General features: G+C 47.5%; 11 protein-coding genes. 8 read left to right on the top strand and 3 right to left on the bottom strand.

The features are described from left to right. Positions 1 to 53: 53 nt before the first annotated feature. Positions 54 to 416, top strand: coding sequence for a hypothetical protein (locus tag AACV20_RS10920; protein ID WP_170907283.1), 363 nt, complete (start codon positions 54 to 56; stop codon positions 414 to 416). Between the two features lie 5 nt (positions 417 to 421). Here AACV20_RS10920 and AACV20_RS10915 read toward each other — a convergent pair whose 3' ends face one another. After that, positions 422 to 1,270: a MurR/RpiR family transcriptional regulator gene (locus AACV20_RS10915; protein ID WP_170907282.1), complete on the bottom strand. Its 849-nt coding sequence runs from the start codon at positions 1,268 to 1,270 to the stop codon at positions 422 to 424. A 241-nt stretch (positions 1,271 to 1,511) separates the two neighbouring features. Between AACV20_RS10915 and murQ the strand changes: the two genes are divergently transcribed. Together murQ and murP are read left to right on the top strand one after the other, a co-directional pair. After that, a complete protein-coding gene (murQ, locus tag AACV20_RS10910; protein ID WP_047688473.1) occupies positions 1,512 to 2,414 on the top strand; it encodes an N-acetylmuramic acid 6-phosphate etherase in 903 nt (300 codons plus the stop codon). A 29-nt stretch (positions 2,415 to 2,443) separates the two neighbouring features. Beyond that, positions 2,444 to 3,892, top strand: coding sequence for a PTS N-acetylmuramic acid transporter subunit IIBC (murP, locus tag AACV20_RS10905; RefSeq protein ID WP_170907281.1), 1,449 nt, complete (start codon positions 2,444 to 2,446; stop codon positions 3,890 to 3,892). 139 nt (positions 3,893 to 4,031) lie between these two features. Here murP and AACV20_RS10900 read toward each other — a convergent pair whose 3' ends face one another. Beyond that, positions 4,032 to 5,864, bottom strand: coding sequence for an ABC transporter ATP-binding protein (locus tag AACV20_RS10900; RefSeq protein WP_017045934.1), 1,833 nt, complete (start codon positions 5,862 to 5,864; stop codon positions 4,032 to 4,034). A gap of 143 nt (positions 5,865 to 6,007) precedes the next feature. Between AACV20_RS10900 and AACV20_RS10895 the strand changes: the two genes are divergently transcribed. The 4 genes from AACV20_RS10895 to fhuB all read left to right on the top strand — a co-directional run bounded on the left by AACV20_RS10895 (position 6,008) and on the right by fhuB (position 11,882). Beyond that, a complete protein-coding gene (locus tag AACV20_RS10895; RefSeq protein WP_170907280.1) occupies positions 6,008 to 8,110 on the top strand; it encodes a TonB-dependent siderophore receptor in 2,103 nt (700 codons plus the stop codon). A 105-nt stretch (positions 8,111 to 8,215) separates the two neighbouring features. Beyond that, complete coding sequence (locus AACV20_RS10890) at positions 8,216 to 9,001, top strand: ABC transporter ATP-binding protein (RefSeq protein ID WP_029388345.1); 786 nt, start codon at positions 8,216 to 8,218, stop codon at positions 8,999 to 9,001. Continuing rightward, positions 8,992 to 9,918, top strand: coding sequence for an iron-siderophore ABC transporter substrate-binding protein (locus tag AACV20_RS10885; RefSeq protein WP_170907279.1), 927 nt, complete (start codon positions 8,992 to 8,994; stop codon positions 9,916 to 9,918). Before AACV20_RS10890 ends, AACV20_RS10885 begins: the two co-directional genes overlap by 10 nt. Further along, positions 9,915 to 11,882 carry a Fe(3+)-hydroxamate ABC transporter permease FhuB gene (gene fhuB, locus AACV20_RS10880; protein ID WP_170907278.1) on the top strand — a complete coding sequence of 656 codons (1,968 nt, stop codon included), beginning with the start codon at positions 9,915 to 9,917 and terminating at the stop codon, positions 11,880 to 11,882. The genes AACV20_RS10885 and fhuB overlap by 4 nt, the downstream gene beginning before the upstream one ends. A gap of 66 nt (positions 11,883 to 11,948) precedes the next feature. On the opposite strand, the gene AACV20_RS10875 is transcribed toward fhuB, so the two are convergent. Continuing rightward, positions 11,949 to 12,437, bottom strand: a complete 489-nt coding sequence (locus AACV20_RS10875; RefSeq protein WP_017045929.1) for a TIGR00645 family protein — start codon at positions 12,435 to 12,437, stop codon at positions 11,949 to 11,951. Positions 12,438 to 12,725: 288 nt separating this feature from the next. Here AACV20_RS10875 and AACV20_RS10870 point away from each other — a divergent pair, with 288 nt between their 5' ends. After that, positions 12,726 to 15,518, top strand: a complete 2,793-nt coding sequence (locus tag AACV20_RS10870; RefSeq protein WP_170907277.1) for a M16 family metallopeptidase — start codon at positions 12,726 to 12,728, stop codon at positions 15,516 to 15,518. Positions 15,519 to 15,780 lie beyond the last annotated feature (262 nt).

The following is a 15,780-nucleotide window of genomic DNA, read 5'->3' as shown; positions in this document are numbered from 1 at the left end:
TTCATTATTAAGCCGCCATTGCTTATGATGAGGCAAACATCAAGGAGGCTGGCGTGAAATTTGAGTCGATTCATCAAGAAGTTATCTCCGTTGAGCGTTTTTCATGGCGCTGCTTACGCTATGCGGCGATCGCTGCGTTACTGCTGTTGACTGGCCTCATTCCCGGAGTGGTGGGTTTTGTCTACCTAGCTGATCTCCCGGCGGCGCAAGCGTGGTTGAATGCGCTTTCGATGGTCAGTGGTCTCGAGCTTCCCTACCCAATAATAAATCTGCATCTTGCGCCGAGCTTGCATCTCTTTTTAGCCTTTTACAGCTTATTTATCGAAACGGTCTTTTTCGTTTCATTGGCTACCCTATTTGCACCGATCATTCATCGCGTTTTTCATCGCATGCACTGCATTGAAGAGAGCGATTAATTCCGTTAAAAGATTTGACGAATATCAGATGAAATGTCTTGGATCAATTGACGCGCCGACTCGTCTCTTTGCTGTACAAGAGTAATAAACAACAGGTCGGTTAGAACGTTCTGCGCGGTGCGAGAGGCGATGGATGAGCTGCGATGTTCACTTTCATCGGCAATCGTATCAAAAGAGAGATCGGCTAATTCACGTAATCGATTTTTCTTCGGAGAGGTGAGCGCGATAACGCTTGCTCCTTGCTGCTTGGCCGCTTCGGCGGCAATCAAAATCTCTTTTCTCTCTCCTGAAAATGAAATCACAATTTGAACATCTTGCGCACCCAGCGTGCGTGCGGTGGCGATTTGTACGTGGCTATCTTGTTCTGTGAGCGCTGTGATGCCTAATTTCAGGAGCTTAAAAGCCAAATCTTTTGCGGTGAGCGCAGAGCCGCCGATACCGATAATTTGCACGCGGTTGGCGAGGTTTATCCACCGTACTGCTTGGTTGAAATGGGGAAATGAAAGCGCGTTGGTGGTGTGAAACATCGCCTCTGTTTTCGCTTGCACTAATTTTTGTGCGATCACCGCCAGTGGGTCGTCAGCCAGAATATTGCTGTGCAATGGCGTGGTCTGAAACGCCAATTTACGGCCAAGCTCTTCGGCCAGCGCTAACTTAAACTCACTGTAGCCCCTAAAGCCAATTTTCTGGGTAAATTTGACAATGCTCGATTGGCTGACTTTTGCGTGTTCGGCCAATGCTTGGCTGGTGGCGAGCGCGGCTTTTTCTGGATGAGCGATGATCCAATCGGCGATTTGTAATTCACTGCGAGAGAGTTGAGTGCGGCGGCTGACGATTTTATGCATCACAGACATGCGCGATCCTTGTATTTTTTAGAATAAATTATTCCAAATTTAAAATAACGAACATTAGTGTAGTGTATTGTATTAACTAGCCTTTTGTTCAGAGGCTTAAAAGATATCGGTGCATTGTAGGCCATTATTCCATGCAATGACTGGTCAAAGAATAACCTTTGTTGTGATTTTTGTCACTAAAATGGAATATTTTATTCCATAGAATCGCCCTCAGTTCCGAATTCAAACCGAGAAATAGACGATGAACCTAGACCTAACCCAGTTGGTTACCGAAAGCCGCAACCCTGCCAGTGCTGACATTGACACCCTTTCCACCTTAGAGATGCTGCAAGTCATTAACCATGAAGATCAACTGGTCGCGTTGGCGGTTGAAAAAACCTTACCGCAGATAGCGCAAGCGGTGGATGCCATTACCTTGGCATTTCAAGCGGGTGGACGTTTGATCTACATGGGAGCGGGAACCTCCGGTCGCTTGGGGATTTTAGATGCTAGCGAGTGCCCACCCACCTACGGCTCTGATCCTAAACAAGTGGTTGGGCTTATTGCGGGCGGACACCCAGCAATTCTTAAAGCGGTTGAAAATGCCGAAGACAATGTTGAGCTTGGGCAAAGCGATCTGAAAAATATTAATTTGACCCGCAACGATGTGGTGGTGGGTATCGCCGCCAGTGGTCGCACACCCTATGCGCTAGGCGGCATGGCTTACGCTAAATCACTGGGTGCAACGGTTGTGGCAGTAGTGTGCAACCCAGATTGCGCGATGCAGCACGCGGCTGACATTGCCATTGTGCCTGTGGTGGGCGCGGAAGTGGTCACGGGCTCTTCACGTATGAAAGCGGGCACGGCGCAAAAACTGGTGCTTAACATGTTAACCAGCGGCGCGATGATTCGTTGCGGTAAAGTGTTTGGCAACCTCATGGTCGATGTCGAGGCGACCAACGCTAAGTTGATTCAGCGCCAAAATAACATTGTGGTCGAAGCGACTGGTTGCAGTAAAGAGGAAGCAGAACAAGCACTGAGCGCCTGCCATCGTCACTGTAAAACCGCCATTGTAATGATTCTTGCGGGGCTAAGCGCCGAGCAAGCGACGCAAAAACTGGCCAAGCATAATGGTTTTATTCGCGCGGCACTGAATGATCAATAACCCGACTGGATCTATCCAAGGATGTCCCAATGGCAAAAATAACCTCAAATATGATCGCCAAGCTGCTTAGTGCAGTCGGTGGTAGTGGCAATATCGGTAAGTGTGGCAACTGCATGACGCGCTTACGTTTAACATTAAATAATACGGCATTGGCCGATCAGGCTCTGCTGAAAACCCTTCCCGGCGTAATGAGCGTGGTGGAGAGTGACCAACAACTGCAGATCATTTTAGGCCCAGGCAAAGCGCAAACGGCGGCCGATATGATGAATGAGATGATCGCCAACGGTGACGGTACTGAGACGGATATGGCCGTAACTGCAGATCTATCCGCGATTGCTGCTGAGCAGAAAAAGCAGATGAAGAGTAAACAGACCAGCGGCGTACAACGTTTTTTAAGCAAATTTGCGACCATTTTTACGCCGCTGATCCCCGGTTTCATTGCTGCGGGTTTGTTGCTTGGTTTTGCCACTTTGCTGGAGCAAATGTTCGTTATCGATCAATCGCCTAGCCAGTTTATGCTCGATCTCATTACTTATATGAAAGTGTTTGGTAAAGGGCTATTTGCTTTCTTGAGTATTTTAATTGGTTATAACGCGCAGCAAGCCTTCGGTGGCTCGGGTGTTAATGGTGCCATTTTAGCTTCGCTGTTTGTGCTGGGGTATAACCCAGAGGCGACAACGGGTATCTACTCGGGTATGAGTGAATTCTTTGGCTTCGCCATTGACCCACGCGGCAACATCATCGGGGTACTATTGGCCTCTATTTTGGGCGCGCAAGTAGAACGTAAAGTGCGCCAATACATGCCTGATGATTTGGATATGATCTTAACCTCTGTGGTGACGTTACTCATTATGGGCGCGGTGACTTTCTTGGTGATCATGCCGATTGGTGGTGAGCTGTTTAAAGGCATGTCATGGTTGTTTTTGAACCTCAATGATAACCCGTTGGGCGCGGCGTTACTGTCGGGTTTGTTCTTAATTTCGGTGGTGTTTGGTATTCACCAAGGATTTGTGCCAGTCTATTTTGCGCTGATGGATGTACAAGGTTTTAACTCTCTGTTTCCTATTTTGGCGATGGCGGGCGGCGGCCAAGTGGGTGCGTCACTGGCACTCTATTTCAAAGCGAATAAAGATGCGTTGCTGCGCACGCAAGTGAAAGGGGCGATCATTCCCGGTATTTTGGGGATTGGCGAACCACTGATTTATGGCGTGACCTTGCCGCGGGTTAAACCGTTTGTCACCGCTTGCATTGGTGGGGCGGCGGGCGGTTTCTTTGTCGGCTTAGTTTCTTACCTTGGTTTGCCAGTAGGATTAAATACGGTGTTTGGCCCGTCAGGCATTGTCGCCATTCCATTGATGACTTCCGAGCAAGGAATTTTTGCTGGGATGATGGTATTTGTTGGCGGTCTTTTAATTTCCTACACTGTTGGTTTTCTCGCGACCTACTTTTTTGGCTGCAAAGATGTCGATTTAAGCTAACTCCCCCCCCCTATGTATGGTATGCAAAATACCTAAACTCGAAAGTGAGGGTATTGGGTGAAATAGCGCGGCCTTTAGCACATCTTCTTTCTCTGTTGGATGTGTCTAAAGGCCTTTTATTTGGCCTAAAGAGCATCCACTACGCAAGTTCGCCTATAAAACCACCCGTTTGATGCGCCCATAGCTGAGCATAAACGCCTTGTTGTTGCAGCAACTCTTGGTGTGAGCCTTGTTCAATGATTCGTCCTTCATCCAGCACAATTAAGCGATCCATGGCAGCAATGGTTGATAAACGGTGCGCAATGGCGATCACGGTTTTGTTTTCCATCAGCGTTTCAAAATTTTCTTGAATAGCCGCTTCCACTTCTGAATCTAGGGCCGAGGTGGCTTCATCCATGATCAGAATCGGTGCATTTTTTAATAGCACTCTGGCAATCGCAATGCGTTGGCGTTGGCCGCCAGAGAGTTTGACACCGCGTTCTCCCACTTGAACATCGTAGCCGAGGTTGCCATTCTCATCCTGCAACTGCGCGATAAAATCATGAGCATGCGCTTGACGGCTTGCTTCTATCAGCGCCTCTTCCCCGGCATCTGGGTTGCCATAGAGAATGTTGTCGCGGATTGAGCGGTGCAACAGAGAAGTATCTTGCGTGATCATACCAATGTGTTGGCGCAATGAATCTTGGCTAACCTGCGAAATATCTTGCCCATCAATGCAGATTTTGCCGCCATTCAAATCGTAAAATCGCAGCAGTAAGTTAACCAGTGTGGATTTACCCGCGCCCGAACGACCCACTAACCCCACTTTTTCGCCCGCTTTTAACTCAAAGTTAAGAGCCTCAAACACAGTGTTCTCTTGTCCATAGTGAAAGTGAACGTTATGGAAGCTGATTTGCCCTTGCGTTACTTGCAGTGGCGGCGCATTGGCTACATCCGTTATGGTTACTGGTTGCGACAAGGTATTCATTCCATCCACCACAGTACCGATATTTTCAAATAGTGCACTCACTTCCCACATGATCCATTTCGACATGCCTTGTACGCGCAGCGCAATGCTAATCGCAATCGCAATGACACCGACAGTCACTGAGGCATCGAGCCACAAATTGATTGATAAAGCGGCGATAGAAAACAGCAGTAAATAGTTGATGGCGTCAACACTCCACAACAGGCACGTCACCATGCGCATCTGTTGGTACACGGTGTTCAAAAACCGTTTCATACTGCTTTTGGCGTACTGCATTTCTCGCTGTGAATGGGAAAACAGTTTCACGGTGGCAATGTTGGTGTAACTGTCGACTATGCTGCCCGTCATAGTTGAGCGAGCATCGGCTTGATCGGTCGCTACTTTTTTCATCTTGGGAATGAAATACAATTGAATGATGATGTAGGCCACGAGCCAAATCAGAATCGGGATCATCAAGATGCGGTCAGATTCGCCCATCATCCAAATCATCGAGACGAAGTAGACCGCGATGTAAACCAGTACATCGACCAGTTTCATCACTGTTTCTCGCACGGCGAGGGAGCTTTGCATCACTTTGGTGGCAATTCGCCCCGCGAAATCGCGTTGGAAAAAACTGACGCTCTGTTTGAGTAAGTAGCGGTGGATCATCCAACGTATCGACATCGGGTAATTACCCAGTAGCGTTTGGTGCATGATCATGGAGTGGAAGAAAGCCAGCAGCGGCATAATGACCACCACCAGCGCGGCCATTACCCACAAGCGGTCACTCTGATCAGCCCAGAATGTGGCACGTTGTTGGCTGCCAAGCATATCAACCAATTCACCCATATAGCGAATGAGGGTGACTTCGGCAATCGCCACACAAGCACTGAGCAGTGACATGACCAATAACGGTACTTCAAAACCCCGCGTGTAATGACGGCAGAAGGCTAATAAGGAGTTAGGCGGTTGTTGCGGCTCTTCTTTAGGAAACGCCGTCGTGAGATTTTCAAACCATTGAAACATAGGTGATCAACTTATGGTGATGTGCGAGTGAGATTCATTCTTATTTTTATCTGTTAAATATTGAATTTATCAGTAAAATGACGGGCAATAATAATGATAATAAAAACGTTTCTCAAACTAATTAAAGCAGGAGGTATCCTTTAATGGATCTCATTCGCCCAAGCTTGCTGGGGACAGCAATTCACAACATATTAAAAATCAGCGCATTACCTTGTCTGTTCATGGTTTCGGCTACGGCACAAGCTGAGCAAACACCGCCACCAGTTTTAGACACGATCGTGGTAACGGCATCGGCATCGGCATTGAAAGTCGATACCCCGACACAAGAAACCGCAAAGTCGGTCACTGTCATTGAACGTGATGAACTCGACCAGCATAACGTACAAAAACTGGATGAAGCATTGCGCTATACGCCGGGGTACACCTCACCTTATGGCGCGGATAACGACGCCGAGTGGATGTTTGTGCGTGGTTTTGAACCGAGTGTCTATCTCGATAGTAACCGTCTTTATAAAGAAGGCTTCTTTGCTTGGACGGTTGAACCCTTTGGTTTAGAGCGAGTTGAATTGGTGAAAGGCCCATCTTCGGTGCTGTATGGTGAGTCCATGCCGGGCGGTATTGCCAACGTGGTGCAGAAAAAGCCGACTGATGGCGCGCAGCATTCCGTATCTCTGTCGGTGGGGAATAAAAATTACCAGCAGTTGGGTGTCGATATTGCCGATTGGGCCAACCAAGATGGCAGCCAGCGCTACCGCTTGGTGGCGATGGTTAATCAAAAAGAGGGTGAATTGGATGGCATTGAGAGCCAGCGCGTTTATGTTGCGCCAAGCTATGCTATCGATTTATCAGATCAAACCACGCTAACGCTGATGGCCACTTTCTTGAAAGATAACGGCGTGCCACAAAACGGTTTCTTCCCAAGCGATGGCACATTAGTGGCGCTGCCCAATGGCGAGACGATTGCGCCTAACCGCAACTTTGGCGAGCCGGATCACGATGATTTCGATAAAACACAACTGTCGTTCGGCTACCAACTCTCTCATCAACTGAACGACACTTGGAGCCTCAAGCAAAACTTCAACTACGCCTATGTTGATCTGTACCTGCGAAGCTCTTCGGCCTATCAAAATGCTTGGCAAGACAGCGACCCATACACATTGGCACGTTATACCTTGATCAATGATGGTGATGCACACAGCGTAACCTTAGATAACAACGCCCAAGCACAGTGGCAAAGTAGCCAATTTGAGCACCGCTTACTGACCGGGTTTGACATTCAGTATCACCAAAATAAATGGCTGGGTAATGGCACTGGTTCACAGGTGGGCGTGATCAACAGCCTTAATCCGACCTACGGCAATGTGCCTGATCTCTCAAGCAGCTTGTATGACAATGAGATTGTCAAACAGCAACTGGGTATGTACGCGCAATATCAAACGAAATGGCAACAGAAATGGGTGCTGAATTTAGGTGGCCGCTACGACAAAATTGACGTCGAAAGCAAAGGTTTGAATAAAGATGAGCTTGATGATGGCCAACTGTCATTAAACAGCGGTTTGATCTATTTAGCTGATAACGGTTTGTCACCTTATGTGAGCTACTCTGAATCTTTCTATGTGATCAGCAGCTTAGATTTCACCACCAACAAACTCTACAAACCCGTCGAGAGCAACCAAACCGAGGTGGGTGTGAAATACATGCCAAGCTGGCTCGATGGCTATGTCAATCTGGCGTGGTTTGATATCGATCAGAAAAACGCAACCGCCTCTACCGTCGGCAGCAATGGCGCGTTAACCACCAGTCAATCGGGCACAAAAACCAATACGCAAGGGCTCGAAGTGGAAGCTCGCATGGCTGTGACAGAGAATCTGATGCTGAATGCCAGCTACACCTATCTCGATGCTCATACGGGTGAAGGAACGAGCCAGAAGCGCAAGTCGATGATTCCGCGCCACTTAGCGACAGGTTGGGCGAGCTATGATTTTGCAGGCCTTGGGATTGAGGGGCTGACGTTGGGCTCTGGCGTGCGTTATACCGGAACGTCTTTGGATGCCTCGCTCGATAAAAAGGTACCTGCTTATATGCTGTGGGATGCAATGGCAAGCTACGCCATCAATACACAGTGGGATGTGCAGGTTAACCTCAATAATATTTTGGATGACGAGTCCCTTGCTGGTTGTGATTTCGGAACCTGCTATTACGGCGAATCACGTCGTATGGTGGCAAGCGTGAATTACCGCTGGTAAGTCAGCATGAACTCACCTTCGCTGAAGGTGAGTTTGACGGTTTTTGAACATTCCCGCGCCGGCGGGGATGTGTGTTTTAGGTGGTTCGATTTTTGGGGGAGAGTGATGTTTACCTTATCAAATGTTCAAGTGGTACGCGGTGGACGAAGCATTTTATCCATTGAATCACTGAATATTCCCACCACAGAGTTAACTGTGGTACTCGGCCATAATGGCTCTGGTAAATCCACGCTGGTGAGTTTGATTTCTGGTCAGCAAGCACCTGACCGTGGCGACGTGTTACTTAACCAGCAGCCGATTGCCGAGCTCAGCGCCAGAGCGCTGGCTAAAGCGGTGGCGTTTTTGCCACAAAAATTGCCAACTTCAGCGGGGTTAACGGTACGAGAGTTAGTGCGCCTTGGGCGTTTTCCGTGGCGTGGTCCTTTTGGTCGCTGGCAAAATCAGGATGAAGTGATCATCGATCAAGCGATCGCCCAAACCGGCGTCACTGAATTTGCCTATACCTTGGCAGATGAATTGTCTGGCGGTGAAAGGCAACGCGCTTGGGTGGCGATGCTGTTGGCGCAGCAGTCTCCGGTGCTGATTTTAGATGAGCCAACTTCAGCGTTAGATGTGCAGCACCAATATCAGTTAATGGCTCTGCTTGCGCAATTAAACCAAACACAAGGCTGCGGAATTATCGTCATTTTGCATGATTTGAACCTTGCGCTACGTTACGCGACCCACATTGTCGCGCTCAAGCAGGGCAAGGTTGCTTTTGAAGGCGATGCCTCTTTATTGGTCGATGAAGCACGTTTATCGGCGCTTTATCAAACGCCGATCCAACTGCTGGATCACCCAATGTCCAATTCAGATTCTCACACGCATAAGGTCGCGATTGTATGTGCTTAAACCTTGTAAAGCGCTGGCTGGTTGCTGGCTTACTCTCTGTTTTTTCGAGTGTCGCTTTTAGCGCGCCATTGACCGTACACGACAGCCGCGGAGAGCAAACTCTACAGCAGCGGCCACAACGTGCGGTGGTGCTCAATTGGGATTTACTTGAGCAAGTGATTGAACTGGGTATCACACCCGTTGGCGCGCCAGAGCTTGCCAGTTATCAAGATTGGGTTGTCAAACCGCAAGTGCCGCAAGGGGTAGAAGATATCGGCACGCGCGTTGAACCCAATTTGGAAAAAATTGCTGCACTGAAACCAGATCTCATTCTCGCTGCTGCGCCGCAGCAAGATTTAATCACACCGTTAGAGCGCATTGCTCCGGTACTCTATTTCTCTAATTTTCAAGCCAGTGATGACAGTGGTGCAGTCGCGATTGACCATTTTCGCCAATTAGCGCAGCTCTTTGACAAGCAAGCGCTCGCCGAGCAAAAACTGACCACAATGACGGAACGTTTTGCTCAGTTAAAAGCACAAATTGACATCGCATTTTCTCATCAAACACCCGCGGTGGTGGCGATGCGTTTTGCTAATCCAACCTCGGTGTTCCTTTACGGTGAAAACTCCACCACTCATTATGTGTTAAAGCAATTGGGCTTGCATGAAGCGCTGCCTCAGCCTGCCAAAGAGTGGGGGATTGTGCAACATCGGTTAACGGATCTGCAGTATGTTGAGCAAGGTTATGTGCTCTATTTCTTGCCATTTGCCCAGCAAGCACAGCTAGAAAAATCAATGCTTTGGCAAGCGATGCCGTTTGTGCGTCAAGCGCGAGTGAACTCGGTTGAGAATGTCTGGAACTACGGCGGTGCGATGTCACTACAATACATTGCAGAAGCGCTGACACGCAGTTTGCTTGAGGTTGCGCCTAAGTCATGAACGGAAAAGTGTTTCTCGCACTGAGTAGTGCGCTGCTGCTTGCGGCGATGCTCAGTGTGCAAATTGGCAATGACGTCGATCTAGTCACGCAATGGCAACTGTTGTGGGCGCAACGTGAAGCGAGCTCTTTTGCTGAGTTCAATTTCCTATATGGTCAATTGCCCCGTTTGGTGATGACGTTGCTGGTGGGCGCGATGTTGGGTTTGGTCGGCAGTGTGATGCAACAACTGACGCAGAATAACCTCACTTCACCATTGACGCTGGGCACCTCATCTGGAGCTTGGCTGGCGCTGATTATTCTCAACATTGGTTTTCCAAGCCTAGTTGCCAGTTACAGCGCGTTGGCGGCAATGAGTGGTGCTTTACTCGCATTTGCGTTGATCGTGGTGATTGCTGGTGTGCGTAACATGACGGGCTTGCCGTTGATTGTGGCAGGCATGGTGGTGAACCTGCTACTTGGCGCGATTGCGACGGCACTGATTCTACTCAATGAACAATACGCCAAAAACGTCTTCATGTGGGGCGCGGGCGATCTGGCGCAAAATGGCTGGGATTGGGTGCAGTGGTTGCTGCCGCGGTTATCGGTCTCCTTATTGATTTTACTGTTTGCGCCAAGGGTTCTGACGTTATTGCGTTTAGGTCATCAAGGTGCTGCGGCTCGTGGTCTGCCTGTCATTCCTGCATTTTTAATCTTAATGGTGCTCGGGATTTGGTTGGTTTCAGCCTCGATTACAGCGGTGGGCGTCATCAGTTTTATCGGGCTACTCACACCAAACATCGCCCGTGCTATGGGGGCAAGAACGCCCAAACAAGAGCTCTATTCGAGCTTACTGCTTGGCGCGTTACTGCTTTTATTAACCGATATGCTCGCAATGTGGTTGAGCCTATGGACTACGCAAGTCATCGCCAGCGGTATCACAGCCGCGGCGATTGGCGCGCCCGCATTGATCTGGTTTAGTCGCCGTCAGCTCAAGGCGCAAGATACATTGACTATCTCACTGCCTCAGTCGCGCGCATCATTAAGCCGTGTCGCACTATTGGGGTTGTTGCTAATGATGCTGGCAGCACTTGGGTTGCATACGTTGTTTCAAATGAACGAACTCAGTTGGCAATTGGCGCTGCCAAGCAGCTATCAGTGGTCATTACGCTGGCCGCGCATGCTCACCGCATTGTGTGCCGGTATTGGTCTTGCCCTGGCTGGTAGCATTTTGCAACGCTTGATATACAACCCGTTAGCCAGCCCAGATATTTTAGGGGTCTCGTCAGGGGCGACGTTTGCGTTGGTGTTTGCCAATCTCTTTTTAGGTCAAAGCTTGTTAGCCGCTCATTGGGTGACAGCGTTGTTGGGTAGTTTGCTGGTGTTGGCGGCATTAGTTGTGCTGGGTAAGCGCCACCAATACGCCGCGTCGAGTTTGATTTTAACCGGGATAGCCATCACCGCACTGCTTGAATCCTTAGTGCAATTTTGTTTGGCTAAAGGGTCAGAAGACAGTTATCGAATTTTACAGTGGTTAGCAGGCTCAACCTATCGCGTTACGCCTGACCAAGCGCTGTTGCTGGCCGTTTTGGTGCTGTTGCTGGCCGCGGCCACCATCGCACTGTCGCGTTGGCTGACTTTAATCTCCATTGGTCGTCGTTTTGCCAGTGCGCGCGGCGTTAATGCGCAAAGCACCAGTTTGATTTTATTGACCATTGTGGCGCTGTTATGTGCGCTGGTGACGGCGACGATGGGGCCAGTGTCGTTTGTGGGTTTGATTGCGCTACACATGGCGATGATGCTAGGCGCACAGCAAAGTAAAACCCAACTGCTGGTGGCAAGTTTAGTCGGTGCATCATTAATGTTGTGGGCAGATTGGCTCGGACAGGTGATCGTTTATCCGATGCAAATTGCGGCTGGCACGCTCGTGGCGATTCTCGGTGGGAGCTATTTCTTGCTGTTACTGTTGGTCAATCGTTCAAAATAAGCTCAGTCTATTTACCATTGGCATCGATAGTGTTAACGAATAGCCCTGTGAATACAGGGCTTGCGGCTATTTTTTGGTGATTTTATCTAAATAACCCATCGCAAAGGCCGATAAGACAAAGGTAATGTGCAGCAGTAAGTACCACTTGATTTTTTCACTGTCGATATTTTCAGTGTTCATGAAGACTTTCAGCAAATGAATTGAGGAGATGGCGACAATCGATGCCGAAACCTTATTTTTCAACGATCCTGTGTCTAATTTTCCGAGCCAGCCGAGCTTATCATCCTCTTCGGCGATATCAATTTTAGAGACAAAATTCTCATAGCCTGAAAACATCACCATCACAATCAACCCACCAACCAATGAAATATCAATCAAAGAAAGTGTCACTAAAATCAGGCTGACTTCATCGGTGCTCAAGATGTTAGGTAGCAGATGAAACACTTCTTGGAAAAATTTAATGCCTAATGCCAGCAGCACTAAACTTAACCCCAAATAGATAGGGGCCATAATCCAGCGCGCTGAATAGAGTAGTTTTTCGACGATATTTTCCATAATTATTCCGTTTATGATTTCCACGAAGTATGTGGAATAAGGGGTGATAATACTGTGTTTTCTTGTGATTTGGCTACGTTATTGCACAAAGTTTTTGTAGAGCAATATAAGCCAGCCAAGCTGATATTCAAGGGGGCGTGGTACGCGTTTGATCACTATGGCATGATGTTGAAAATATTGTACGGTTTTGTATGGAATTGTCTTGATGTATTTATAAGTTCAATAAATGGGTGATAATAAGCGCTCAATTCGAATGAGTGTCGTCCCATACATACTGAGAATCTTAATTTGCGTAATATTCTATTTTTTCACCCATTGAGCTTATTATTGCTGCTTGTCATATCGGCCAGTTCGCTATCGACGGAGTTACCTAAAAGTCATCGCATTCACGAAGGTCAGCTTGAAAACGGCTTAAGGTACCAATTAGTCCATAACACCACACCTGCTCATGCTGTCATTATGCGTATGCGCATTGCGGGTGGTTCTTTAGTTGAGTCAGATCAAGAACAAGGCTTGATGCATCTTTTAGAACACATGGCGTTTAAAGGTTCGGACTCTGTAGCCGAAGGGGAGATGATTCGCCAACTTGAACGCTTAGGATTAAGTTTTGGATCCGATACCAATGCGGTGACTCAATTTAATCAAACCGTGTATGAGTTCAATATTGCTCAAGGAGACTCACAAAAAGTAGCAACTGGTTTGTGGCTTATGAGAGAGATTGCGGATCGCCTTAAGCTTGAGCCAAAGGCGTTGGAGCAAGAAAAACCGGTTGTTGTGGCGGAATGGAAAGAACGGAATTCCGCTGATGTAGATAATTATCGTCAACAGCTGAGTTTCTTATATCCGAGGAGCCCTTTGTCAAAACGTTTGCCAATTGGTGATCTCGATGTAGTAAAACATGCTAGCTCAGAGCAGTTACGTTCACTCTATCAACGCTTTTACACGCCAGAGCGCACCACAATCATTGTGGTGGGAGACCTTGATGTTGCTCAGGCCGAAGAGCAGATCAAACGACTTTTTTCTAACTGGGTACCTCACCGGGATGCAGTACCGCTACGGGCTGACCATTTGATGTTGCCTGCAGTAAGGACACACTTGCAAGCTGATGCTTTCTTTGATGCTCGTTTGCCGACCCAAATTTCGCTTGGTGTGATTGCACCACAAGAGCGACAAGCTGATAGCGTTGAAAGTCGCCATGAAATGATCCTTGAATCAATATTGTCGAACTTACTCTACCAACGCTTACTTCCCCATCTGATAGACCAAGAGGGGATAACGAATGCTTTTGTTCATATTGAACAAGATTTCGGTATCGCATCACGGATGGAATTGTCACTGGTAACCTTGCCTGAGCAGTGGCGGCATGGGCTGACATTACTTGAACAGACAGTGCGACAAGCGATTCGATATGGCTTTAATCAGAGCGAAATTGATCAAGCGATCAAGGCAATGCATGCTGATTATCAGCAAAGAGCAGCAAGTAGCGATACCTTGCATAGTTTTTCGATTGCGCAAGGCCTAGTGACAAGTGATGCTCAGCAATTTGTCCCGATTGAACCGACGTTCGCGCTTGCTCTTTTTGAAGCTTATCAACCTCAAATCACCGCAGCTCGATTGCACGACCTGCTTACAGAACGTTGGCAAGGTAAGCCGTGGATTTATCTTTCTGGGCCATACAAGGTTGAGAAAATCAATCAAACGCTACTCGATGTATATGAACAAAGCCAAAAGCAGCCAGTAGAGCCTTATCAAATATCATCGGTCGAGGCATTTGCCTACCGTGAATTTGGTGAGGCGGGCACGCTCGTTCACGACAAGCGAGATCCCGAAACGGGGATTCGGATGTTGAAATTTGCCAATGGCGTTAAGCTCAACATCAAGCCAACCGAGTTAGAGAAAAACATCATCTACCTCAATCTTTCATTAGGTTTTGGCGAATATCCGTTACCTAGAAAAGAGGGCATTCAGGCACTGTTTAATGATGGCTTTGTTGCGGGTGGGTTAGAGCAACATTCGTTGCAGCAGCTAATTCATCTCTTTTCTGCTGTCAATGTGACGACGGGGTTTAGTGTGGGAACGCTTGGTTTTGCGAGTCAGGATTTCACCAATCAAGCATCGCTTGACCAACAGTTAGCACTGCAAACGGCATTTTTAACGAGCCCGGGCTGGCGAGAAGAGGGGATGAACCAATTTCGTCAACGAGTACAGGCAGCGAGTAACAGCCAGAACACGACGCCAGAAGAGGCATTTTGGACGGTGTTACCTGAATTATTGCACCCTGACGACCCACGATTTCGTAGCCATGACGAGGAACTGTTAAAGCGTCATTTTTCAGAATTAGTTCCAGTGTTTGCCTCGGCGGTAGATAAAGGCCTTTTAGAAATTGCCATTGTGGGTGATCTTGACGAAGAGAAAACGATTCAATCGGTTGCTAAAACACTGGGCGCTTTGCCGCGTCATCCAGAAAAAGAGCTGCAAGTTGAGCGCGTTGAGTTTCCACCAGTGCCTGCATCACATATTGTTGAGCATCAAGGTTCAGCCAATGCCGCGGCACTGGCTTGGCTGTGGCCAACGACCGATAAGGTGAATGCCGAACACTACGCAAAACTGATGCTGCTTGAAGAGGTTCTCCGTATTTTGTTGACGGAAGAAGTGAGAGAAAAGGCTGGCGCGAGTTACTCACCTTACCCATTTAGCAGCAATGATTTTCTTCCCACAGGATTTGGTTATTTGGGGCTGTTCAGTGTGACAGACACAACGCAACTTAAATTAGTGGAAGAGAGTTTTGATGCGGTATTGTCTCGAGTGAAAGCTGATCATGGCATCGATGCTGATATGTTGCAACGAGCGAAACAACCGCTTCTACAATGGTTAGATAGCCTGCCAGAAAAGAATGTATTTTGGCTTGATGTCGCATCGCTAACTCAAACTTACCCGCATCGCTATAGTCGTTGGCAGGAGGTTCGTCATGCCATCAATCAGGTGAGTATGAATGATCTGCGTCATGTTGCTAATCAATATTTACAAGCAGACAAACGACTGAGTATTAAGATATTACCCAGCACTACTTCTGCAATCTAAAAATAACGCCCCCTATTGGGGGCGTTATTTTTATGATGAAGATCATCATTTTTTATATTTTTGGCTTAATGTTACTTATTTAAATATAGGTAATATAATATTCACGATTTCGTTTAATTAGAATAAAAACTCAAAATTTATCATGGCTTTAATTTATTTTAAAATGTTATCAATATAATTTAATGTATTCATCTTAATTATTTAGATTTTAAATAAATATTGATTGTCATTCCAAAAGTTATTTTAAGCGAAAATTGTTGAT

It is taken from the genome of Vibrio sp. B4-6, from assembly GCF_963888245.1.
In the GTDB taxonomy this organism is placed as follows: Bacteria; Pseudomonadota; Gammaproteobacteria; order Enterobacterales; family Vibrionaceae; genus Vibrio; species Vibrio anguillarum.
Note: the sequence above shows the minus strand (reverse complement) of the source record. Positions and strands in the feature narration are given on the sequence as shown.

Coding starts and splice junctions, on each gene's coding strand:
- AACV20_RS10895 (WP_170907280.1), top strand. CDS start 6,008: ATGGATCTCATTCGCCCAAGCTTGCTGGGGACAGCAATTCACAACATA.
- AACV20_RS10900 (WP_017045934.1), bottom strand. CDS start 5,864: ATGTTTCAATGGTTTGAAAATCTCACGACGGCGTTTCCTAAAGAAGAG.
- murP (WP_170907281.1), top strand. CDS start 2,444: ATGGCAAAAATAACCTCAAATATGATCGCCAAGCTGCTTAGTGCAGTC.
- AACV20_RS10875 (WP_017045929.1), bottom strand. CDS start 12,437: ATGGAAAATATCGTCGAAAAACTACTCTATTCAGCGCGCTGGATTATG.
- AACV20_RS10885 (WP_170907279.1), top strand. CDS start 8,992: ATGTGCTTAAACCTTGTAAAGCGCTGGCTGGTTGCTGGCTTACTCTCT.
- AACV20_RS10890 (WP_029388345.1), top strand. CDS start 8,216: ATGTTTACCTTATCAAATGTTCAAGTGGTACGCGGTGGACGAAGCATT.
- fhuB (WP_170907278.1), top strand. CDS start 9,915: ATGAACGGAAAAGTGTTTCTCGCACTGAGTAGTGCGCTGCTGCTTGCG.
- murQ (WP_047688473.1), top strand. CDS start 1,512: ATGAACCTAGACCTAACCCAGTTGGTTACCGAAAGCCGCAACCCTGCC.
- AACV20_RS10915 (WP_170907282.1), bottom strand. CDS start 1,270: ATGTCTGTGATGCATAAAATCGTCAGCCGCCGCACTCAACTCTCTCGC.